The following is a 24,004-nucleotide window of genomic DNA, read 5'->3' on the forward strand; positions in this document are numbered from 1 at the left end:
GAACGGATGCGCTGGGCGTGCGCGACCCGGTGGTGTGGGGGGTGGGGCGGAAGCGGTCAGAGCGCGGCGGGTTCGGCCGCGGGACGGGCCGGTTCCGTGAGCTCGGCGATGGTGCCGCGGTCGAGCTTGAGGATCTGGTCGGCGATGTTGAAGTAGCGGTCGTCGTGGGTGATGGCGATGACCGTCTTGCCGCGCTTGCGCAGCGCGGGCAGGACCTCGGTGTAGAAGAACTCCCGGAACTCGGGGTCCTGGTCGGCGGCCCACTCGTCGAACAGCAGCACCGGCCGGTCCGAGAGCAGCGCCGCCACCAGGGCGAGGCGTTTGCGCTGCCCGGTGGACAGGGAGATGGTGGAGAACTCCCCGTCGCGCACGGTCACCTTGCTGTCCATGCCGAGCTGGGCGAGCAGCCGGTTGGCCTCGTCGTCGCCCTCGGGGTGGTCCGGCAGGGTGCGGAAGAGGTGGACGTCGGCGAAGACCCCGGCGACGCTCCCCCGCAGCTCCTCGACCCGGTCCCCGGCCACGGGCGTGCCGTCGAGGACGATCTCGCCCGCGCTCGGCGGGTACAGGCCGCACAGCATCTTGGCCAGCGTGGTCTTGCCGCTGCCGTTGCCGCCGATCAGACAGGTGAGGGTGCCGGGGGCGAACTCGGCGTCGATCGGGCCGACTTGGAAGCCCTTGTCGTCCCCGGGAGTGTCGTAGTGGAAGACCGCGCCGCGCAGCCGCAGCTCGGCCCCTGCGTCCTGCTCGGCGTCGCCCCGGTCGGGCGTCCGCAGGCCGCTCTCGTCGCCCAGGTCGAGCGCGTCGAGGGAGCGCAGCGCCGTCCCGGCCCGGCCGAGCGCCGGGATCAGGTTGAGGACCGTGACCAGCGGGGTGTTGATGTAGATGACGGCGAGGGTGAAGCCGGTCAGGTCGTCGGCGGGGATGTCGAAGTGGGGCCCGGCGAACAGCATGATGCCGATGCAGGCGAGGAAGAGCAGCTGCCCCCAGGAGCCCGCGACGGTGTAGAGGCCCACGCCCCGGGTGGTGTCGCGCACCAGGAGCTTGCCGGTGGCGCCGACGCCGCCGTCGAGGACCTCGTCGCGACGGCCGCGGTCGAGCTTCAGCTCCTTGGCACCGCGCGTGACGCTCTCCAAGTGGCCGTGCATGGCGTCCTGGTGCTCACGGGCGCGGCGCAGATGGACACCGGCCCGGCGCACCGGGAGCTGGTAGAGCAGCAGGCCGACGGCGAGCACGCCGACCATGCCCAGCAGCATCTTCCAGGAGAGCACCCCGATGTAGACGAAGGCGCCGATGACGATGGAGCCGTTCATGGAGAGCAGCGGCACGCTGCTGACCGCGCTGGTGATGATCTGTACGTCGTCGGTGAGGGCGGACTGGAGCCGGGCGGGGCCGATGCGCTCGATGCGGCGCATGCCGCTGTCCAGGATCCGGCGGCACAGCTCCATCCGCAGCTCCTGGATGGAGCGCTGGGCGAGCCGGATCAGCAGGATGGAGGAGACGGCCCCGGCGAGCATCACGGTGAGCGCCGCCGCCACGAAGGCGGCGAGCAGCCCGGTGCCCGGGTCGTCGAGCCGTTCGAGGACCCGCTGGAGCACCGCGATCAGGGCCACGGTCGCGCCGCCGGAGAGCAGGCCCGCGACCACCGCCGCGATCACGGTCGTCCGGGACCGGGTGGCGAGGAGGGAGATGAAGTTCATCGACGTCCCGCTCTCCGCGCCGAGGCACCGCCGGTGCTCTCCCGCGCCGACTTGATCAGCTCACCGAGGCCGGCCACGGTGAAGTCCGCCATGGCCTGCTGCACCCGCAGGCGCACCCCGAACTCGCGCCGCACCCGAAGGAGCAGCCGGGTGGCGAGCAGCGAGTGTCCGCCCGCCTCGTAGAAGTGGTCGCGGATGCCGAGGCCCTCCAGGCCGAGCAGGTCCTGCCAGATCGCGAGGAGTTCGCGCTCGACGTCGTCGCGGGCCGGCTCGGCGTTGCCCGAGGTGCCGAGGAAGTCGTCGGCGGTGGGCGCGGGCAGCCGGCGCCGGTCCAGTTTGCCGCTGGGGGTCTGCGGGATCTCCTCGACGAGGCGGATCGCCGCGGGCAGCGCGTAGCGCGGCAGGCGTCCCGCGGCCCGGGTGCGTAGCTCGCCGCGGTCCAGGCCGTCCTTCTCCGGCACCACGTACGCGACCAGGCGCGGGGTGGCCCCGGCGGCGCCGTGCACCACCACGACGCAGTCGGTCACGCCCGGGTGGTCGACGAGGACGGACTCGACCTCGCCGAGCTCGATGCGGTGGCCGCGGAGCTTGATCTGGTTGTCGAAGCGGCCGAGGAACTCCAGCTGGCCGTCGGCCCGGTGGCGGGCGCGGTCGCCGGTGCGGTAGAGCCGCGCGCCGGGTTCGGCGGCGAACGGGTCGGGGATGAAGCGTCCGGCGGTGAGGCCGGGGCGCCGCCAGTAGCCCTGGGCCACCTGGACACCGCCGATGTACAGCTCTCCGGCGGCGCCGGGCGGTACCGGCTGCATGTGTTCGTCCAGGACCCAGATGGTGGAGCCCGGCACGGGGGCGCCGATGGGGGCCCGCTGTCTGCGGGTGACCTCGGCGGTGAGTTCGGCGACGGTCATCAGGACCGTGGCCTCGGTCGGGCCGTACCAGTTGAAGACCCGGCAGCCCTGCGCGGAGGGTCCCTCGAACCAGTCGGCGAACCGGGCCGGGACCACCTCCTCGCCCGCGAGCAGCAGCGCCCGCAGGCCGAGCGGCACGCCGCCGGTGTCGCCGCTGCCGTCCACGGCGGCCAGCTCCTGCGCGATCGTCGGCGTGGTGGCGAGCATGGTGACGCCCTCGCCCCGCAGATGGCCGTGCAGTTGCTGCGCGTCCGCGGCGACGTCGCCGGGCACGAGGTGGATCCGGGATCCGGCCACGAGGCCCGCGAAGAGCTCCCACACCGACAGGTCGAAGGTGAAGGTGGAGCGGACCGCGACCACGTCGTCGGCGGTGGGCGCCACGACGGTGCCGGAGGCCTCCAGGTAGGCGAGCAGGTTGTGGTGGCTGACGCCGACGCCCTTGGGGGTGCCGGTGGAGCCGGAGGTGTAGATGAGGTACGCGAGGTCGGCGGCGTCGGCGCGCTGCGGGACCGCGGCGTCGGTGGGCGCGGCCGCCTCGGCGACGGTGCGGACCGTGATGCCCTCGTCGGCGAGCAGCGCGAGGACGTCCGCGTCGTCGTCGGTGAGGTGCGCGGTCACCGCCGTGCGGCAGCCCGAGTCGCGGATCAGGTGGGTGATGCGCTCCAGGGGCAGCTCCGGGTCGACGGGGACGTAGGCCGCGCCCGCCGTCATGGCGGCGAGCAGCCCGGTGACCAGGTCGACGCCGCGCCTCGCGACCACCGCGACCAGGTCGCCGCGGCGCACCCCGACGGCGGTGAGGCCGTCGGCGGCGGCGCGGGCCCGCTCGGTGAGCTGGCGGTAGGTCAGGGCGCCGCCGGGTCCGGTGACCGCGACCGCGCCGGGGCGGGCCGCGGCGACGGCCTCGACGGTCTCGTGCAGGGTGCCGCCGGGCACATCGAGCGGGCCGCCGTCGGCGCGGCGGGCCGCGGCTGCCGCGTCGTGGGGCAGCAGGCTGGCCGCCTCGTGCGGGGCGTCGGGGTCGGTGGCGAAGCGGCGCAGGGCCTGCGCGTACATGGTGGCGAGGTCGGCGGCCCACTCGTCGGAGACCCGGTCGCTGTCGTAGGCGAGGATCAGGCCCAGCTCGTTGGCGGGCGGGTGCACCGAATAGGTCGTCATCACCGCGTAGTTGGTGTCCTCGGCGGACGCCGGGTGGTGGTCGACGAGCTCCACGACACCGGCGTCGAGGATCTCGCCGAGCGCGTGGAAGCGCACGAAGTTCACGCCCACGTCGAACAGCGGATCGTTGCCGAGGGCCTGCTGCACGTTGATCAGCGGGGTGTGCCGGTGTTCGAGGAGGCCGCGCTCCTCGTCGAAGGCGCGCCGGGCGAGCTCGCGCCAGCTGCCGCCGGGCACGGACATCGAGGTCGGCAGCATGTTGATGAACAGGCCGCGCAGGTCCTTGGCGCCGGGCAGGTCGGGGCGGCCGTGCATCACCATGCCGGTGACCGGGTCGGTCACGGCCAGGGCCTCGGCGAGCACCTTGAAGTGCACGCCCACGGCGAGGCTCTTGAAGGGCAGGCCCTCCTCCTTGGCGAGCCGGGCCAGGCGCTGGGAGGTGTCGGGGTCGATGTCGACCTGGACGCGGCGCACCTGCGGCAGTCCGGCGGGGCGCAGATCGGCGACGGAGCGCGGTTCGGCGTCGGCCATCCGCTGCCGCCACACCTCCGCGACGTCCGCCCCTTCCAGCGCGGCCCGCTCCGTCTTGATGAAGTCGGCGTACCGCAGGGGCAGTTCGGGCCAGCGGGTGCCGTAGTCGGGGGCGTCGTCGAGCAGTGCCGCCTGCCGGGTGAAGATCTCCGTGACGGTGGACGTCCAGCTCCAGCCGTCGAGGATGACGTGGTTCTCGCTGACCGTCAGCTGGAACTCGTCGTCGCCGAGCAGGTGCACGGCGAGCCGCTGCAGCGGGGCGCGCTCCAGTTCCAGGTGGTCCTCGCGCTCGCGGGCGACGAAGTCGTCGATCTCGGCGCGCTGTTCGGCGGCGTCGAGCCCGGACAGGTCACGCACGGTCAGGAGCGGCGGCACGTCGCGGTGCACGATCTGCAGGGGCTCGGAGTAGCCGTCCAGGGAGATGCTGGTGCGCAGGACGGGGTGGCGGTCCATGGTGTCGGCGAGGGCGCGGCGCAGCGGGTCCGCCTCGAGGCGGCCGCGCATCCGCACGCTGACGGTGTTGTGGTAGATGCCCGCCTCGGGGTGCAGATGCAGGTGGTAGAGCATGCCTGCCTGGGTGGCGCTGAGCGGGTAGGCGTCCTCGGCGTCGGCGGGCAGCGCGGCCCGGTCCTCGGCGCTGATCATCTCGAACGGCTCGGCGCGCGCCAGGGTCTCCTCGCGGCTGCCCGCGAGGTGGGTGGCGAACTCGGCGACGGTCTGGTGCTTGAACACGGCGTGCACGCGGGTCTCGTGGCCGAGGGCGCGCAGCGTGCCGGTGATCTCCACGGCGCGGATGGAGTCCCCGCCGAGGGCGAAGAAGTTGTCGTGCACGCCTACACGCTCGACGCCGAGGACGTCGGCCCACACCCCGGCGACGGTCTCCTCCAGGCCGGTGCGCGGGGCGGTGTACTCGGTCCCGGCGTCCAGGCGGGCCTCGGCCGGGTCGGGCAGGGCACGCCGGTCGGCCTTGCCGTTGACGGTCAGCGGCACCTCGTCCAGGGCGGTGTAGACCGCGGGCACCATGTACGAGGGCAGCAGCCCGGAGGCGTGCTCGCGCAGTTCGGGCACGTCGGGCAGCTCACCCGCGGCGGGCACCAGCCACACCACGAGCTGCTCGCCGCGCACGTCGGCGACCGCGGCGGCGACGCCGGGATGGGTGGCGAGGGCGACCTCGACCTCGCCCAGCTCGATCCGAAAGCCGCGGATCTTCACCTGGGCGTCGGCGCGCCCCCAGTACTCGAACTCGCCGTCCTCGGTGACCCTGGCCAGGTCCCCGCTGCGGTAGAGCCGGGCCCCGGGCACGTCGGAGAACGGGTCGGGCACGAACCGCTCGGCGGTCAGCGCGCCGCGTCCGGCGTAGCCGAGGGTGACGCCCGCGCCGCCGACGTGGAGCTCTCCGACGAGCCCGGCGGGCAGCGGGTTGAGGGCCGCGTCGAGGACGTACAGGGTCAGGTCGTCGATGGGTACGCCGATGGGGCTGCCGGTGCGGTCGCCCAGGTCGTCGGCGGTGATGACGCGGAAGGTGGAGTGCACGGTGGTCTCGGTGATGCCGTACATGTTCACCAGGACCGGCGACCGGTCGCCGCGCGCCTCGATCCACGGCCGCAGCGTGTTCGGGTCGAGCCGCTCGCCGCCGAACACCACGTGGCGCAGGGCGAGTTCACGGGTGGAGCCCTCGGCGGCGTCGGCCGCCACCACGCCCTTGAAGGCCGACGGAGTCTGGCTGAACACGGTGACGCCGAGCCGCTCGACGAGCGCGAGCAGGTCCGCGGGCGACTGGGCGGTCTCGTCCGGCACCAGGGCCAGCTTCCCGCCGTGCAGCATTGCGCCCCACAGCTCCCAGACGGACACGTCGAAGGCGTAGGAGTGGAAGAACGTCCACACGTCGTGCGGCCCGAAGTCGAAGCGCCGCGCGGTCGACGTGTACAGGCGCAGGACCTGGGCGTCGGCGACCTCCACGCCCTTGGGGCGGCCGGTGGAGCCCGAGGTGTAGATGACGTAGGCGACGTCGCCGGGGTGCCGGGCGGGCAGCGCGGTGGTGCTCGGGGCGGCGGAGTCGGCCCCGGAGAGGGGGCGGCCGTGCCCGTCGACGCACACCTGCGGCAGGTCCGAGCCGAGCGTGCCCGCGCCCTCGGCACCGCACACGAGCAGTCGGCCGCCGCTGTCGTCCAGGACGTGCCGGATGCGGTCCGCGGGGTTGCGCAGGTCCAGCGGCACGTACGCGGCGCCCGCGCGAAGGACCGCGAGGATCGCCACGATCTGCGCGGGCCCGCGCTCCAGGTACAGCGGGACGCGGTCGCCGGGCGCCACTCCCCGGTCCACCAGGTGGCGGGCCAGGGTCTCGACGCGGTCGGCGAGTTCCGCGTACGCGATGTCCTCGCCCTCCCAGTGCACGGCGACGCGGGCGGGGTGGCGGGCGGCCGAACGCAGGAAGGCGTGGTCGAGGCCGTGCGTCACCAGGGGCTCGGCCATCGGGCCCTCCGGGACGGCGGGCGCGGCGAGCGGAAGAAGCCGCACTTCGCGGTCCGGGGCGGCGAGGCCGGAGGTGAGCAGCTGGACGTACGCGTCGAGCAGGGCGCCCGCGGTGTGCTCGCGCAGCAGCTCCGTGTCGTACTCCAGCATCAGTTCCAGGTCGTCGCCGCGGTGGGAGACGCTGAGCGTGACGTCGGTCTTGGAGGCGGCCGTCTCCACCGGGACGGGCGTCATGACGGCCTCGCCGAGGCGCAGCGCGGAGCGGTCCTCGCCGAGGTAGGCGAACATCGCGCCGAACAGCGGGGCCCCGGTGCTGCCGCCGACCGCCGCCACCACCGACGAGGTCAGCACGTGCTGGTGGTCGAGGGAGCGGGCGACGGTGGCCGCCGAGTCCTGGGCGAGGTCGCGCAGCGTCGCGCCGTCGCGCAGGCGGCTGCGCAGCGTCAGGGTGTTGATGAACGGGCCGACGGTGGCGCGCAGTTCGGGCCGGACGCGGTTGGCGACCGGCACCCCGATCACCAGGTCGTCGGTGAGGGCGGCCCGGTGCAGCGCCGCCCGCCACGCGCCGTACAGGACCGCGAAGACGGACACGCCGCAGCCCGCGGCGAACTTCTCCACGCGGTCGCGCAGTGCGGGCCCGGTGGGGCGGACCAGGTGGTGGCCCTGGTGGCCGCGCGTGTCGGGGCGGGGATGGTCGAAGGGCAGGCTCAGGCCCCGCGGGGCGCCGTCCAGCTCGGCCCGCCAGTGGGCGAGGGACGCCTCCCGCGAGGGCGCGTCCTCGCTGTTCCGCTCCCACCAGGCGTAGTCGGTGTACGAGGGTCCCTCGGGCTCCGCCGGCGGGGTGGAGCCGGTGCGGAACGCCTCGTAGGCGGCGGTGAGTTCCTGGATGAGGACGCTGACCGACAGGCCGTCGACGACCAGGTGGTGGAAGGCGACGACGAGCCGGTGCCGCTCGGGCGCGAGGGCGATCAGCAGGCCCCGGGCGAGCGGGCCGCCGGCGTCCAGGGCGAAGGGGGCGCGCAGTTCGGCGTCGGTCAGCTCGTCCCTGCGCCGCTCGGCGGCCTCGGCGTCCGTGTCGGCCAGGCGGGTCAGGTCGGTGCGGCGCAGTGGGGGCAGCGCGGGCAGCAGCCGGGCGTGCGCCTTGCCGCGGACCTCGTCGGTGACCAGGCGCAGCCCCTCGTGCCGGGCGAGCATCCAGTCGAAGGCGCGGGTCAGCGCGTCGGCGTCCAGCGGGCCCTCGATGTCGAGGGCGGCGGGGACGGTGTAGGCGGTGCCGGTGGGGTCGAGGGCGTGCGCCGTCCACAGCTGGAGCTGGCTCTCCGAGAGGACGACCTGGTCCTGCTCGGCCCGCCGGGGCACGCGGGAGGTCGCGGCCTTCCGCCCCGGACGGCGGGCCGCGAGGGCGCGCCGGGCCTGCTCGAGACGATTCTCACGATCAGAGCGTTCGGGTGCGGTCATGACTGGTCCTTGGGGGCGTCGTGGGCGGGGCCCTCGGTGGGGGACTCCGGGTCGGCTGCCGGGTCCAGGGCGGCGAACGCCTCCGCGAACTCGCGGACGGCGCCGTCCTGGTCGTGGGCGAGGAGCAGGTCCGCCTGGTCCGCGACGGTGGGCGCGGTGAGCAGTTCCTGCAGGGGCAGTTCGGTGCCCATCAGTTCGCGGACCTGGGCGACGGTGTGCATGGCGCGGATGGAGTCGCCGCCGAGGGCGAAGAAGCTGTCGTGCGCGCCGACCCGCTCGACACCGAGGACGGTGCGCCAGATCTCCGCGACGACCATCTCCACGGGCGTGCGCGGCGCGGTGAACTCGCCGCCCTGCTCCAGGTGCCCGTCCGCCGGGTCCGGCAGCGCCCGCCGGTCGGTCTTGCCCTGGGGCGTCAGCGGCACCCGGTCCAGGGCCACGAAGAGGCCGGGGACCAGGTACGCGGGCAGCACGGCGGCGCAGTGCGCACGCAGCTCCGCCACCGTCGGCGCGCCGTCGGGGCCCGGTACGAGCCAGGCGACCAGGCGGCTCTCGCGCGCGTCGACGACCGCGGCGCGCACCGCGGGGTGGCGCAGCAGGACGGCCTCGACCTCGCCCGGTTCGACGCGGTAGCCGCGCACCTTCAACTGGCCGTCGGCGCGCCCGCAGAACTCGGGCAGGCCGTCGGCGCCGATGCGCACCAGGTCGCCGGTGCGGTACAGGCGGGCGCCCGCCTCGCTGGTGAACGGGTCCGGCAGATAGCGCTCGGCGGTGCGGCCGCCCCGGCCCGCGTAGCCGCGGGTGACCCCGGCGCCGCCGACGTACAGCTCACCGATGACACCGGGCGCGACCGGTGTGAGCGCCTCGTCGAGGACGTGCAGCGTGGTGCCGCCGACGGGGCCGCCGAGGCTGACGCGGCCGTCGGCGCCGACGATCCCCGCGGTGGCGTTGGCGGTGGTCTCGGAGGGCCCGTACAGGTTCCACAGCCGGGCCTTCGGCAGCAGGCGGTACGTGCGTGCCACCAGGTCGGCGGTCAGGGCCTCGCCGCCGAGGAGCACGTCCAGGGTCCGCGGCCCGACCGTGCCCGGACCGGTCGTGCCGTCGGCGGACTCCAGGGCGCGCAGGGTCTCGTCCCACAGGCGGGGGACGGTGTTGACCGTGGTGACGGTGGTGGCTTCCGCGCCGGAGACGGCCGCCGCCAGTGTCTCGGCGGGCCGCTGCCCGGCCGGGGGCAGCACGACCGTGCCGCCGAGCACCAGGGGTCCCCACAGTTGCTTGACGGAGGCGTCGAAGACCGGCGCGGCGGTCGCGGGCAGCACGGTCTCCGGGCCGATGAGGCCCGCGTCGGCCAGCCAGCCGAGGTAGTTGACGACGTTGCGGTGGGTGACGGCGACGGGCTTGGGCCGCCCGGTGGAGCCGGAGGTGAACAGGAGGTAGGCGAGATTGTCGGGGGCCGCGGGGCCCTCCTTGGCCGCCGCGGCTTCGGCTTCTTGGCCGCCGGAGCCGAAGTCGCTGTCGGCGGGGGTGAGGACGACGACGTCACGGCTGTCGCCTACGCCGTCATCGCCGGTGCCCGTGCCCGTGCCCGTGCCCGTGCTGTCGCTGTCGCTGTCGCTGTCGCTGTCGCTGTCGCTGTCGCTGTCGACCAGCAGGGCCGCCGTGTCCGCCGTGGCGACGCACGTCCGGACGGACGCGTCGCCGAGGAGCGCGGCGATCCGGTCGGCCGGGTCGTCCGTGTCGACGACCAGGTACGCGGCTCCGGCACGCAGCACGGCGAGCTGGGTGACGAGGCGGGCCACGGGGTCCGGCACGAGCACGGCGACGGCGGCCTCGGGGCCGGCGTCCAGGCGGGCGGCCAGCCGGTCGGCGTGCGCCAGGAGTTGACGGTAGGTCAGCTCCAGGTCGCCGCAGCGCACGGCGGTCGCGTCCGGGGTGCGCCCGGCGGCGCGGACGATCAGGTCGGGCAGGGTGGTCTCCTGCCAGTCGGCGGCCGTGGGCGACACGGGTGCCGCGAGCGGCGCGGCGGCGGGACCGAGGGCCGTCCGGCCGATCCGCGTTCCCGGCTCCCGCGCGCCCTGCTCCACCACGGCGGCCAGGGCGTCCAGGATCCGGTCGGCCACCGGGCCGCCGAGCACGGCCGCGGCGGCGCCGTCCAGGCGGACCTCGACGCGGTCGCCGTGGCGCACGGCGGCGAGGCGCAGCGCGGGTCCGGTGCCCCGGGCCGCGAGCGACTCCACGGACCAGCCGCCGACGTGCTCCGGCACCTCCGCGTACGAGAAGGCGAGCGGCCCGCTCACGGCGGACAGGTCGCTGATCAGCTCGACGCTCTCGCGCTGCTCGGCCCGCGCCGCCCGCGCCGCGGACACCACGTCCGCGAGGGTGCGCCCGGAGCCGAACTCGTACCGCAGGCCCGTCCAGGCGCTCAACGGGCCGAGCGCGGCCTGGAGTTGGGGCACCTCGCGCAGGCCGGTGCGCACCCGCACGGTGAGCGTCTCGGCGCCGCCGAAGCGGTGCAGGACCACGAGCCAGGCGGCGAGGAGCAGCGCCTCGGCCTCGGCCGTGGGGTAGGTGGCGGCGGGGAGGGTGAGCGAGCGGACGGAGTCGGCCGCGAGGCGGCCGCCCTCCCCCGCCCCGGCCGACGTGGCCGCGGCGTCCGCGACACCGGCCCCGGGGGCCAGCGAGCGCACCCGCGCCACCGCGTCGCCCGTCTCGTCCGCCGCGTCGGCGCCGCCGTGCGCGGACTCCTGGTTCGCGCGGGCGGCGGCCGCCTCGGGCTCGGCGAGCATGTCGTGCAGCCACTCGGCGACGTCGGCGTACTGAAGGGCGTCGCCCTCGTCCTGACCCGCGCAGTCACCGGTCGCCCCGGCCAGCTCCCGCTCCAGTTCGGCCGCGAGGAGCAGCAGGCCCTCGGGGTCGAGGACATGGGCGGACGCGGCGAGCTGGACGCGGCCGCCGGGGCCCGCGAGGGCGGACCAGGGCCGGGCGTCGTCGGAGCCGGGGACGGCCTCGGCGAACACGTGCTGCGTGGGCGGGCCGCCCGCCGCGGACGCCACCAGCGCGGTGCGCAGCACTTCGTGGCGCCGTGTGAGGGCCGCGACGGCGGCGGCGAGCGCCTCCCCCGGCACGGCGGCCGGGGCCTGGAGCACCAGGGTGGTCACCGTGTCGTCGCCGGTGGCGTCGTGCTGCTGCGGGCCCGCGCGGAAGATCTCCGCCGCGGGTGCGGCCGTCCCGGTCGCTGTCGATGTCGCCGTGGTCATCGTCTGTCCCCCTGCGTCTGCGTGGTGGTGCCGTCCTGGGTCCGGGCGCCGCTGGGCGCGGGCCGGGTCTCCAGGTCGTGCCAGGTCGCCGCGCCCGCCATGGCGACGCGGATCTGCCGCTTGCCGGTGAAGGGCGCCCGGCCGTGCGAGGCCAGCAGGTTGTCGACGACGAGGACGTCGCCGAGCTGCCAGTCGAAGGCCGTGGACTCGGCGTCGAACGCTCCCCTGATCGCGTCGAGGTCGGCGCGGCTGAACTCGCTGCCGTCACCCGCTCTGCTGGTCTTGGGCACCCGCTCGGGGCCGACCTGGCTGAGCAGTTCGGCGGCGAGGTCGTCGCCGAGCGTGCTCAGGTGGAAGCTGGTGGCCTGGTTGAACCAGACCCACTCGCCGGTGACCGGGTGCCGGGCGACGGCGGGCCGCAGGGCCTCGGTGCGCAGGTGGTTGTCGGCGACGCGCTCGACGCGCACCCTGGTCTGCTCGGCGTAGGCGTCGAGGCCGCTCTCGTCGCAGCCGAGCGCCTCCTGCCAGGGGATGCCGACGCCCGGCGTGTAGTTCCGCACGTACCGCACGCCGTGCTCCTCGACGCGGGCCACCAGGTCGGCGGGCAGCCGGCCGAGCACCTTGCGGGAGTCGGCGAGCGGGGTCTGGCCGCCGGTCTCCGAGGGCAGCGCGCAGGAGAAGCCGAGGACGCGCGGCCAACTCCAGCTGTAGCAGGCCTCGTTGTGCATCTCGATGGTCTGGTCGGCGGGGTACTCGGTGGAGGAGTAGATGCCGTCGCCGAGGTCGCTGCGCGGCGTGGCGCCGTCCTGGTAGGCGAGCGCGCCGTCACCGGCGACGGCCTCCACGACGGGGCGCAGCGCCTCGGCGCCCTCGTCGAAGCCGCGGAAGAGCACCGCGCCGTGCTCGTGCAGTCGCGTCCGCACCAGCTCCGCGTTGGCCCGCACCCACACGGTCAGCGGGACACCGGGCCGCTGCGGGGTGGCGAGCACGGGCAGGGCCGCGGGCTCCAGGGGACCGAAGGCGACGACTGACGCGTCCGTCAGGGACCGTCGCCTGACGGGCTCCTGGGGCATGCGGGACGTACGAAGGGACATGGGTGCTCCGTTTGCTTGTCGGTATGACCCGCGGGGACATGGGCGTGTCCGGGCGGGCGGGTTCGGACCGGCCGCGACGAGGCGGCCCTCCGGTGTGGTGCGGTGCTCGGTGCGGTCCTGCGCGGCGCGGTGCGGTGCACTGCCGTGCCGCGCCGGGTCGAGTTGTGCAGTGCCGTGCCGAGCTGTGCTGTGCGTGCCGGGCGGTGCGTGGTGTGCGGTGCCGTGCGGTGGTGCGTGGCGCGGCCGTGGCCTGGCTTAGGCGCGGGCCCGGGCGGCGGGCCCGAGGCGTGCGGCCCGCCGGGCGCGGCCCGCGGCGCGTTCGCCGCGGGCCCGCTCGCCGAGCGCGGCGCGCACCTCGCCGACGGTCGCGGTGCCGTCGGCGAGCGCCGTCAGGGCGCGACACAGCTGGTCGCCGAGGGCGGCGGCCCGCTCGGTGGGAACGCGGACGGTGTCGTGGTTGAGTGCGATGACGAGCCGGTCCCCTTCGGGGGCGGCGGAGACGGTGACGGGAAGTTCGGTCTGCTCGAGCGCCTCGGACCGGGTGACCGACAGACCGGGAAGTCCCGTGCCGAGGTCGGCGAAGGGGAAGTTGGCCACGATCACCGAGGTGTCGAAGAGTCCGGCGGAGCTGGTCCGGCCGCTCCACACGGCGATCCGGGCGAGCGGGGTGTGGATGTGCTCCTGTGCCTGGTGCAGTGCCTGCTGTACGTCACGGGCCCAGGTGCCGACCGGCAGGGCGGCGGGCAGCCGGGTGCGCAGCGGCACGGTGTTGATGAACATGCCGACCGTGCGGTCCACGTCCGCGAGGTCGGCGGGCCGCCCGGAGCCCACGCTGCCGAACACCACGTCGTCCGTGCCGGTCTCGGCGGCGAGGGTGAGGGCCCAGGCCGCGTGCACCATGCCGCCGAGGGTGACGCCGAGGCGGCCCGCGGTGTCCCGCAGGCGCCCGGTGTCCGGCGCGGGCAGCGCCACCTCGTGGTCGCGGTGGACGGCGGGCCGGTCCGCCGCCGGGGCGAGCGGGACCGGGGCGCACCCGGCGAGGCCGCGGGTCCAGAACTCCCGGGAGGTGTCCGGGTCCTGGCGTGCGACCCACCGGGCGAACGTGCCGAAGTCCGGCGCCGGGGCGAACCGCGGGGTCTCGCCCCGGCCGTGCGCCGCGTAGTGCTCCAGGACCTCGCCGAGCAGGATCGGCAGCGACCAGCCGTCGAAGAGGACATGGTGGTTGGTCCACACGAAGGCCCAGCGGTCGGCCGCGAGCCTGGCCACGGCGAGCCGTGCGAGCGGCCCTTCGCGCAGGTCGAAGCCGGTGTGCCGGTCCTGTCGTACGTAGGCGTCGAGGCGCGCGTCGGCGTCGACGGCGGCGGAACCGGCCGGTCCCCCGGTACCGTCGCCCGCTCGCCCGTCCCCGCCCGCTCGTGCGTCCCCGCCCGCTCCCACTTCCGTACCGTCCGGCGTGAAGTCCAGGAACGTGACGGGGAGTTCACATGCGGTGGGCACCACGAGCAGCGGACGCGGGACGTCCTGCCACACCGGTACGCCCCGCAGCACGGCGTGCCGGTCGACCGCCGCCTGCCACGCCCGCGCGAACGCCTCCTGGTCGAGGTCGCCCTCCATGACGCAGACGAGCTGCTCCACGTAGACGCCGCTGCCCGCGGCACCGTCCTCGGCGAGGCTACGGAAGACCATGCCTTCCTGGGTGGGGGTGAGCGGCCAGACCGCCGTCAGGCCGCCCCGGCGCGCGGCCCAGTCCCGCACGGCGGCGACGGGCGCGGTGCCGTGCCGCAGTCCGGCGGCGAGCACGGGCGCGTCCGACTCGGCGGTGAGCGCGCGGAGTTCGTCGAGGACGGCGTCCGCGAGCGTGTCGGCGGCGGCCTGTCCGGTGTGTTCCACCTCGACGGCGAGGCGGCCGTCGGTGACCAGGCTCTCCACGACGATCGCGGCGGGCCGTGTCCCGTGCGGGTCGCGGACCTGGCCGAAGCCGGGCGCGAGGAGTTCGAGCGCGGCCCGCGGGTCGGCGCTGGAGCTGACCCGGCCCAGGTAGTTGAAGTTGACGTGCGGCGCGGGCAGTTCGGCGAACCGGCGGGCCAGTTCCTCGTCGTGGGCCAGATGGCGGACCACGCCGTGGTCGATGCCCCGGTGCACCAGGTCCCGCAGCCGGGCGCGGACGTCCCACAGGGTGCCGAGCGGGTCGTCGTCCGCGGTGGCGACGGGGAACGGCGCGAGGGTGGTGAACCAGCCGACGGTGCGCGACAGGTCGAGGTCGGGGTGCAGGTCCTCGCGGCCGTGGCTCTCCAGCTCCACGACGACCGAGGGCAGCGCGTCGACCCGGGCAAGGGCGCGGGCGGTCGCGGTGATCAGCCCTTCCTCCAGGGTGCCGCCGAGCCGCCGCACGAGCATCTGCTGGAGCCGCTCGGTCTCCTCGGCGGTCAGGGCGCGCCGGGCGCGGCGCGCGGCGCCCTCGGTGCCGGGGGCGAGCGCCTCGGTCCGCGGCCCGGCGAGGGCCGCGATCTCGTCGAGGTCGGCGCGGACCCGGTCGAGGACCTGCGGGTCCAGGGCCCGGCGGCGCAGTTCGGCGGTCCACTGCCGGTGCGTGGTGCCCTCGGCCTGGAGGACGGGGGGCTCGCCCGCGCGGACGGCGTCGAGCGCGAACTCCAGGTCCTCCAGGACGATGCGCCAGGACACCGCGTCCATGACCAGGTGGTGGGCGGTCAGCAGGAGCCGCTGCGGCTCGTCGGGCCCGAGGTCGGCCAGATGGGCGCGCAGGAGCGGGCCCCCGGCCGGGTCGATCCGGGTGTTGAGCTCGTCGGCGACCACCCGCAGCCAGTCCTCGGCGGAGGCGGAAGAGGCGGCGGAGACGGCGGAGGCTGAAGGGACGACTGAGGCAGTGGAGGCTCCGGAGCCCGCACCCCGAGCGCCCACGGCGTCCCCGGAGTCCGCAGGGTCCCCGGAGTCCGCAGGGTCCGCAGACAGCCGGCTGTACTCCACCGGAACGTCGACCTTCGGATCGACCACGGCCCGCACGCCGTGCACGCCGTGCCCGCCGTCCCCACGCCCCTCGGCCCCGCCGTCACCAGCCCCGTCCTCGTCCCCGTCGACGGCCCCGTCCACGAACCGGGTGCGCAGCGCCTCATGGGCCTCGGCCACGGCGTTCAGCGCCGCGCCCAGCTCGTCGGGCCGCACCCGGGTGCGCAGGCCGAGGAGCAGGCCCATGTTCCAGTGGGCCGGGGTGTCGAGGTCGAGTTCGTGGAACCAGCGCTGGATCGGGCTGAGCTCGTCCGTGCTGTCGCCCTGCGCGCGGGCGCCGGTGCTCGCGCCGGTCGTGACGTGCGGGGCGAGGTCGGCGATCGTGGGGTACTGGAACATCTGGCGCGGGGTGAGGTGGATCCCGGCGCGGCGGGCCCGGGCGACGACCTGGATCGACAGGATGGAGTCCCCGCCGAGGGCCAGATAGCCGTCGTGCACGCCGACCCGGTCCAGGCCGAGGACCTGGCACCACACCTCGGCCAGGCGCCGCTCCACCTCGGTGCGGGGCGCGACGTACCCCTGGTCGTCGGCCTCCCAGGTGGGGGCGGGCAGGGCGCGCCGGTCCACCTTGCCATTGGCCGACAGGGGCAGCGCGTCGAGGACGACGACGGCGGCCGGGACCATGTGCGCGGGCAGCCGCTCCCCGGCCCAGGTCCGCACCGCCTGCGGTGCGCAGGCGGCTCCGGCGCGGGCGACGACGTACGCGACCAGGCGCGGCTCGCCGCCGCCCGTGGGCGCCACGGCGGCCACCGCCGCGTCCGCCACTCCGGCGGCGTCCCGCACCACGGCCTCGATCTCGCCCAGCTCCACCCGGAAGCCGCGGACCTTGACCTGCTCGTCCACGCGCCCGTGGAACTCCAGGGCGCCGGCGCTGTCGAACCGTACGAGGTCACCGGTGCGGTAGAGCCGCGCGCCCGGCTCGGACGTGAAGGGGTCCGGCACGAACCGCTCGGCGGTGAGTCCGCCCCGGCCCGCGTAGCCGCGCGCGACACCCGCGCCGCCGACGTACAGCTCGCCCACACCGCCGGACACCACCGGACGCAGCGCCTCGTCGAGGACGTACACGGTGCGGCCGGGCAGCGGCCGACCCAGGGGGACGGTGCCGGTGGCGCCGTCGACGCCGACCTCATGGACGGTGGCGGTGATGACGGTCTCGGTGGGGCCGTAGGCGTTGATGACGCGGCCGCCCGCGGTGCGCCGCCAGATGCCGGTCTCGGCGGCGGGCATGGCGTCGCCGCCGACGACGGTGAGGCGCAGGGCGAGGGCGGAAGGCACCGCGGTGCCGTCGGCGAGGGCGGTGGCGAGCTGCCGCCACAGGCCGGTCGGCGGGTTGAAGACGGTGACCCGGTGCTCGGCGAGGAAGGCGAGGAGCTCTTCGGTGGCGAGGAGCCCGTCGGGGCGGAGCACGGCCGCGCCGCCGCACGTCAGCGGCGCGAACAGCTGCTCGGTGCTCACGTCGAACGAGAAGGAGCCGAAGACCATGACCCGGTCGGCGGGGCCGAGCCCGAAGGCGCCGCTGATCTGCGCGAGGTGGACGGCCAGTTGGCCGTGGGTGACGGCGACGCCCTTGGGGCGGCCGGTGGAGCCGGAGGTGAAGACGAGGTACGCCAGGTCGTCGGCGTGTGCCGTATCCAGGCCCGTCCGGTCGGCGTCGGCGGTGAGGTCGAGGGCGTCGATCTCCAGGACCGGGGTGCCGTCCGGCAGCAGTCCGTCGAGGACGTCCCGCTGGGCGGCGCCCCGCACGACGGCGGCGCAGCCCGCCTCCCCGGCCATCAGGCGCAGCCGCTCGGCCGGGTACGAGGGGTCGAGGGCGAGCCACGCGCCCCCGGCCCGCGCCACGGCCAGCATCGCCACCGCCATCCGCGTGCCGCGCGGCAGGCACAGCCCCACCACGTCGTCCGGACCGACGCCCGCCGCGCGCAGCCGGGCGGCCACCACGGCCGACGCGCGCTCCAACTCCCCGTACGTCCACGGCCTCTCGCCGTCGACCAGGGCCACGTCGTCCGGCTGCTTCCGGGCGTGCGCCACGACCGCCTCGGGCACCGGGCCCGCGCTGTCCGCCGCCGGGACTCCGGCGCCGGACCAGGCGAGGAGCGCCTCGGTGTCGCTCGTGCCCAGCTCGCCCAGGGTGGCCGAGGGGTCGCCGGTGAGGACGTCCAGGGCGCGGTCGAGGTCGTCGAGGAGGCGCCGCGCGGTGTCGGCGTCGTACGCGGCGGCGTCGACGCTCAGGCGCAGCTCCAGGTGCTCGCCGGGCATCACCTGGACGCTGACCGGGTAGGTGGTGCGCTCCAGGAGGCGGCCGCTCTCCAGCGTGAAGCCCTCGGTGCCGAAGCCCTCGAAGGGGTAGTTCTCGACGACGACGATGGAGTCGAAGAGCGGGGCGCCCGCGGGGGCTCCGGCCCAGGACGTGACGTCGGCGAGCGGGGCGTGCTGGTGGTCGGTGAGTTCCTGGAGTCCTTGGTGGACGGCGCCGAGCCACTGGTCGGCGCGCAGGTCGTCGGCGATCCGCACGCGCAGCGGCAGGGTGTTGATGAACAGGCCGACGGTGCGTTCGATGCCGTCGATCTCGGCGGGGCGGCCGGAGAGCACGCTGCCGACGGCCAGGTCGCGGGCGCCGGTGCGCCGGGCGACGACCAGGCTCCAGGCGGCGTGGACCAGCGCGGCGAGGGTGACGCCGCGCTCGCGGGCGGTCTCGCGCAGGGCCCGGGCGCGCTCGTCGGGCATCCGCAGCGCGGGCTCGTGGGTGCCGGTGCGGTGGTGCTCGGCCCGGGCGCGGCCGGGGGCGAGCAGCGCGGGGGCGGTGAAGCCGGTGAGCTGCTTGCGCCAGAACGCCTCGTCCTCGGTGCGGTCGCGGTGCTCGTTCCAGCGCACGAAGATGCCGTAGTCGGGGGCGGGCACCAGTTCGATGTCGGTGCCGTCCCGCAGGGCGGGGTAGAGCGTGAAGGCGTCGCCCGCGACGACGGGCAGGGACCAGCCGTCGATGAGGATGTGGTGGTTGGTCCACACGAAGGTCCACTCGGTGGCGCCGGTGCGCAGCAGCGAGAGACGCACCAGCGGGCCGCCGCTCAGCTCGAAGCCCGCGGCGCGGTCGCGTGCGAGGAAGTCGTCCAGACGCTCCCGCGCGCTCCCTCCGGCGCTGTCGTCGACGGCTGTCCAGTCCTCGAACCGTGCCGGTACGTCGATGTCGCGGGGCACGACGAGCAGCGGGCGGTCGGTCTCCTGCCAGGAGCAGTGGGCGCGCAGGGCGGAGTGCCGGGCGATGGCGCCGCGCCAGGCGTCGAGGAAGGCGCGCGGGTCGAGGTCGCCGCGCAGGACGCACACCAACTGCTCGGTGTAGGCGTCCGACGCGGGCTCGGCGAGGGCGTGGTAGAGCATGCCCTGCTGGAGGGCGGACATGGGCCAGACGGCGTGCAGCGGGCCGTGGTCGCGTTCCCAGGAGGCGAGCAGTCCCGCGGGCAGACCGATGGTGTCGATGCCGCCCGGGGCGAGGCAGTCCGGGCCCGTGGCCGACTCGTCGGCGGCGGACAGGAGTTCGGCCTGCGCGGCGAGTCCGGCGACGGTCGGGTGCTCGAAGAGCTGGCGCGGGGTGATGCGCAGTCCGGCCCCGCGGGCCTTGGCCACCACCTGGATGGACTGGATGGAGTCGCCGCCGAGGGCGAGGAAGTCGTCGTGCACGCCGACGCGTTCCAGGCCGAGGACCTGGCACCACACCTCGGCCAGGCGCCGCTCCTCGTCGGTGCGGGGCGCGACGTGGTCCTTGGCCGCCGTCTCCCAGCGGGGCGCGGGCAGGGCGCGCCGGTCCACCTTGCCGTTGACGGACAGGGGCAGCGCGTCGAGGGTCACGACGGCGGCCGGGACCATGTGCGCGGGCAGCCGCTCCCCGGCCCAGGCGCGCAGGCGGCCGGTGTCCACGGGGGTGTCGTCGGCGGCCACGACGTAGGCGGCCAGGCGCAGTTCGCCGCCGCCCGGCGCGGCCACGGCGGCCACCACGGCGTCGGCGACCGAGTCGGCGGACCGGAGCACGGCCTCGATCTCGCCCAGCTCGACGCGGAAGCCGCGGACCTTGACCTGCTCGTCCACGCGCCCGTGGAACTCCAGGGCGCCGGTGCCGTCGAACCGTACGAGGTCACCCGTGCGGTAGAGCCGCGCGCCGGGGACCGTCGAGAACGGGTCGGGCACGAACCGCTCGGCGGTCAGGTCGCCCCGGCCCGCGTAGCCGCGCGCGACGCCCGCCCCGCCGACGTACAACTCCCCCACACCGCCCGGGATCACCGGGTGCAGCGCGTCGTCGAGGACGTACACGGTGGTGCCGGCGATCGGGGTGCCGATGGGGACGGTGCCGGGGTCGTCGTCGGCGCAGAAGTGGCCGGTGGCCCAGACGGTGGCCTCGCTCGGGCCGTACTCGTTGACGAGGGCGCAGTCGGGGAGCGCCGCGCGGTGCTCGGCGACCAGGTCGGCGGGGCAGGCCTCGCCCGCCACGACGACGGTGCGCAGCGAACGGCCGGGGCCGCCGGGCCGGTTCAGGAGGGCGCGATAGAAGGAGGGGACGGTCAGGGTGTGCGTCAGGGCGTGCCGCTCGACGAGACCGGCGAGTTCGTCGGCGTCCTTGACCTGGTCGGCGTCGGGCACGGTCAGCGTGCCGCCGAGGGTGAGCGTCCAGAAGATGCCCGCGTAGGCGCTGTCGAAGGAGAAGGACGAAAGGAGCAGGAAGCGGGGCGGGTTCGGCCCGTAGAAGGCGGCGCGCGCGGCGGTGGAGCGGGCCAGGGTCCCGTGGGTGACGGCGACGCCCTTGGGGCGGCCGGTGGAGCCGGAGGTGAAGACGAGGTACGCCAGGTCGTCGGCGTGCGCCGCGTCCAGGCCCGTCCGGTCGACGTCCGCCGTCAGGTCGGAGCCGTCCAGCTCCAGGACCGGCGTGCCCGTGGGCACGACGTCGTCCGCCAACTCCCGCTGGGCGGCGCCCCGCACGACGGCGGCGCAGCCCGCCTCCCCCGCCATCAGGCGCAGCCGCTCGGCCGGGTACGAGGGGTCCAGGGCCAGGAACGCGCCCCCGGCCCGCAGCACCCCGAGCATCGCCACGGCGGTCGCCGCGCCGCGCGGCAGGCAGAGCCCCACCACGGACTCGGGTCCGACGCCCGCGTCCCGCAGCCGGGCGGCCACCGCCGCCGACGCGCGCTCCAACTCCCCGTACGTCCAGGTCCGTTCCCCGTCGATCAGGGCGACGGCGTCCGGCGCGGTCCGCGCGTGGGCGAGGATCGCCCGGTGCACGGGCTGTCCGTCGCCCGCCGCCGGGGCCTCGGCGCCCGAGTGGCGCGGGCCCGCGTCGGCGGCGGCGCCGAGTTCGGCGACGGTGGCGGCCGGGTCGGTGACGGCCTCGGCCACCAGGGTCTCGAAGAGCAGGGCGTAACCGGCGACGGTGTCCGCGTCGAGCCGCGCCGGGTCGAAGTGCAGGACGCCGTGCACCTCCCCGTCGACCTCGCCCGCCTGGAGCCGCAGCGGGAACTGCGCCACCTGCTGGCGCACCGGCACCGGCTCGGTGTCGTAGCCGGAGATGTGAACGGTGCCCAGATTGCCGGTGATGGACCGGGTGCCGTACGAGAGCCGGTCCGACTCAAACTGGAAGCTCACCTGGTACAGCGACTGGCCGGACAGGGCCGAGCCGGGGTTCAGCCGGCCGAGGACGGTCGGGGTGGGCAGGGCCCGGTGCCGGACGGCTTCGACGTGCGCGGTGCGGGTCGCGTCGAGCACGGTGGTGAAGGCGGCTTCCGGACTGATCCGGGTGCGCAGGAGCAGGGAGTTGGTGAAGTGGCCGACGGTCCGCTTGACGGAGGTCTTGCGGCCCTCGACGGGGAAGCCGACCACGAGGTCGTCGCCGCCGGTGAGCTTGTGGAGGAGCACGTTGAAGGCGGCGAGCAGCACGGTGGCGGTGGTGCTGCGGCTGGATCCGGCCAGTGCCCGGACCCGGTCGACGACTCCGCCGTCGAGGCGGAACGGGACGTGGGCGGGGGCGTCGGGGTCGGCGACCGGGCGGGGCGCGGTCATGCCGGGCAGGTCGAGGGCGAAGCGGCAGCCGTCGAGCCGCCGGGCCCAGTAGTCACTCAGCGCCTCGGCGCGCGGTCCGGCGAGGAAGGCGCGTTCGGCGGCGACGTGACGCGCGTAGGACGGGTCGGGCTCGGCGGGCAGGCCCGGGGTGCCCTCGACCTCGGACCGGTAGGCGGTGAGCAGGTCCTCCAGCGTGATGAACAGGGAGCTCATGTCGCCGACGACGTGGTGCAGGACGAGGTGCACGGTGGTGGCCGCGGTGTCCTGGTAGACGAAGAGGCGGGCGGGCGCCTCACGTCCGAGGGCGAAGGGGCGCTCGTAGTCGCGGGTGGCGAGGATCCTCAGCTCGTCGGCGCCGACGCCCGGCGTGTCACGGACGGTGAAGGGGGCGTCGGCGGCGTACCGGCGCTGCACATAGCCCTCGGCCCCGGGGGCGACGGTGCTGGTGAGCACCGGGTGGCGGGCACAGACGGCGTCCCAGGCGCGGCGCAGCGGTTCGGTGCGCAGGCGTTCGGTGACCCGCACGGTTCCGGCCACGTGGTACGACGGCGAGTCGGGCGCGAGTTCCTGAAGGAAGAAGAGGGATGCCTGCCCGACCGAGAGTGGAACGTCTAGTTCCGCCTCTGGTCGTCTTTCGGCCCGGCCGTGATTTCCCCCGTGCACGACATCCACTGCGACGCCCTCCCCGTGAGCTGTCACAAAAAATGACAGAGCCCGTCAAATGTGTGACAGGGCCTGTCACACGAGTCACAACACTAGACACGGCCCTGTCACACTTCAAGCCAAAAATTGCACGCACCGTGCGGTAGGGCGTTGACCTGCAATGGTGTTAAGAAGTCGCCAAGTTCGCGACGTGGCTGCGTACCGGTTCGACAGCCCTACCCCCTTCGCCCTACTCTGCCGCCGTAATAACCGGTGACAGGGCCGCACGTTCCTTGCGGCCCTTGACCAAGAGCGGTGCCACGCGGTGTGCCCGGCGGCATCCGCTTGTCGCCTCCCGGCAAGCCGGGGCGATCCCTGAGGACGAAGATGATCGAACAGCCCGCGTTCGGACGCAGACTGCGGATGCTGCGCGTGCAGCGTGGCCTGTCCCAGACCGAACTGGCGGGCGACGAGGTGTCGGCCAGCTATGTCTCCCGCGTGGAGAGCGGTCGGCGGTCACCGAACGAGCTCATCGCCGCCTTCTTCGCGCGCCGCCTCGACGTCCCGCTGGACGCCCTCACCAACCCCGCGTCCCAGGACGAGGGCGAGCACCGCAGCCGACGGCTCGACATCGCGGGCAAGCTCCTCGAGGCCCGCGCCCTGCGCAAGGACGGCGAGCTCACCGTCGCCGCCGAACTGCTGCGCGGCATCGGCGCCGCGGCCACCGGGCACGCCGAGGAGGACGTGCTGTGGGAGGCCACCTGGGAGCTCGCCGACGTCCTGCGCGAGACCGGCGACACCACCGCCGAGCACCGGGTCCTCGCCGACCTCGGCGACACCGCCCTGTCCCAGGAGACGCCCCGGCTCGCCGCGCGCGTCGCCACCGCGCTCTCGGAGAACCTGCGCCGCCAGGGCCGCCTCGGCGAGGCCGTCCGCACCGCCGAGCACGCCGTTTCGGTCACCGTGGCCCTGCCGCCCACCGCCCACGAGCGGATCGGCGCGATGCTGGCGTTGATCAACTCCTACACCGACAGCGGTGAGCTGGAGAACGCGGCCGGTCTCGCCGACACCCTGCAGGAGACGGCCGAGGACATTCCCTCCCGGCAACTGCGCGGCCAGGTCTACTGGGCGGCGGGCAGCGCCCGCTTCCTGTGCGGCCGCCCCGAGGACGGCGTCCACCTGCACGAACAGGCCTTCGCCTGTCTGCGCCCCGATGTGAACCTGGGGGCCTGGGCACGGCTGTGCCGGGCGTCCGCGGCACTCCGTCTCGAGTACGACCTCTCGCCCGACGCCACCGGGCACGCGGCGCGCCTGCTCGCGCGCGCCCGTCAGGCCCTGGAGCTCGTCGGGCGCGACGACGACATGGCCGAGCTGATGCTGGCCGAGGCGCATCTGGCGCTGCGCCAGGGTGAGCCGGAGCGGGTCCTCGAGCTCACCACCAAGGTGTGCGACGGCGGCACGGAACTTCCGCTGGCCGGGCTCGGGCAGTGTCAGTTGCTCGCGGCCCGCGCGCACGCCCTGGCCGGGAACGCGGCGGCGGCCCGGGACAGCTACCGGCTCGCGGCCGAGACCCTCGACCGGGCGGGTGCCTATCGCAAGTCGTCCGAGGCCTGGCGGCAGTTGAGCGAAATGCTCGCGGCCGGCCCCGGGGATGGGCCGGCCGCGGCCACCGACTGACGGGACCGGAGTGCCAGGGGGTTGTCGTCCGTATCCGGTCAGCCGGAGTTCAG

The 24,004-nt window shown here is 75.1% G+C and carries 6 protein-coding genes; 1 reads left to right on the plus strand and 5 read right to left on the minus strand.

Annotated features, from left to right (window positions below; genetic code table 11):
- Positions 1-56 precede the first annotated feature (56 nt).
- The 5 genes from ACFVHO_RS15390 to ACFVHO_RS15410 all read right to left on the minus strand — a co-directional run bounded on the left by ACFVHO_RS15390 (position 57) and on the right by ACFVHO_RS15410 (position 22,331).
- The gene (locus ACFVHO_RS15390) at positions 57-1,697 is read right to left on the minus strand and encodes a cyclic peptide export ABC transporter (RefSeq protein WP_385713738.1); all 1,641 of its coding nucleotides are present in this window, start codon (positions 1,695-1,697) and stop codon (positions 57-59) included.
- Positions 1,694-8,218 carry an amino acid adenylation domain-containing protein gene (locus ACFVHO_RS15395; protein ID WP_385713740.1) on the minus strand — a complete coding sequence of 2,175 codons (6,525 nt, stop codon included), beginning with the start codon at positions 8,216-8,218 and terminating at the stop codon, positions 1,694-1,696. The genes ACFVHO_RS15390 and ACFVHO_RS15395 overlap by 4 nt, the downstream gene beginning before the upstream one ends.
- Positions 8,215-11,475 (minus strand): amino acid adenylation domain-containing protein, encoded by a 3,261-nt coding sequence (locus ACFVHO_RS15400; protein ID WP_385713742.1) that lies wholly within the window; start codon positions 11,473-11,475, stop codon positions 8,215-8,217. The genes ACFVHO_RS15395 and ACFVHO_RS15400 overlap by 4 nt, the downstream gene beginning before the upstream one ends.
- On the minus strand, positions 11,472-12,569 hold the full coding sequence (locus ACFVHO_RS15405; protein ID WP_385713744.1) for a TauD/TfdA family dioxygenase: 1,098 nt from the start codon (positions 12,567-12,569) through the stop codon (positions 11,472-11,474). The genes ACFVHO_RS15400 and ACFVHO_RS15405 overlap by 4 nt, the downstream gene beginning before the upstream one ends.
- Before the next feature lie 255 nt (positions 12,570-12,824).
- Positions 12,825-22,331 carry an amino acid adenylation domain-containing protein gene (locus tag ACFVHO_RS15410; RefSeq protein ID WP_385713746.1) on the minus strand — a complete coding sequence of 3,169 codons (9,507 nt, stop codon included), beginning with the start codon at positions 22,329-22,331 and terminating at the stop codon, positions 12,825-12,827.
- Between the two features lie 330 nt (positions 22,332-22,661).
- Between ACFVHO_RS15410 and ACFVHO_RS15415 the strand changes: the two genes are divergently transcribed.
- Positions 22,662-23,951 carry a helix-turn-helix domain-containing protein gene (locus ACFVHO_RS15415; RefSeq protein ID WP_385713747.1) on the plus strand — a complete coding sequence of 430 codons (1,290 nt, stop codon included), beginning with the start codon at positions 22,662-22,664 and terminating at the stop codon, positions 23,949-23,951.
- Positions 23,952-24,004: the final 53 nt, after the last annotated feature.

The organism is Streptomyces sp. NPDC127108, from assembly GCF_042677545.1.
GTDB lineage: Bacteria > Actinomycetota > Actinomycetes > Streptomycetales > Streptomycetaceae > Streptomyces.

Coding starts and splice junctions, on each gene's coding strand:
- ACFVHO_RS15390 (WP_385713738.1), bottom strand. CDS start 1,697: ATGAACTTCATCTCCCTCCTCGCCACCCGGTCCCGGACGACCGTGATC.
- ACFVHO_RS15395 (WP_385713740.1), bottom strand. CDS start 8,218: ATGACCGCACCCGAACGCTCTGATCGTGAGAATCGTCTCGAGCAGGCC.
- ACFVHO_RS15400 (WP_385713742.1), bottom strand. CDS start 11,475: ATGACCACGGCGACATCGACAGCGACCGGGACGGCCGCACCCGCGGCG.
- ACFVHO_RS15405 (WP_385713744.1), bottom strand. CDS start 12,569: ATGTCCCTTCGTACGTCCCGCATGCCCCAGGAGCCCGTCAGGCGACGG.
- ACFVHO_RS15415 (WP_385713747.1), top strand. CDS start 22,662: ATGATCGAACAGCCCGCGTTCGGACGCAGACTGCGGATGCTGCGCGTG.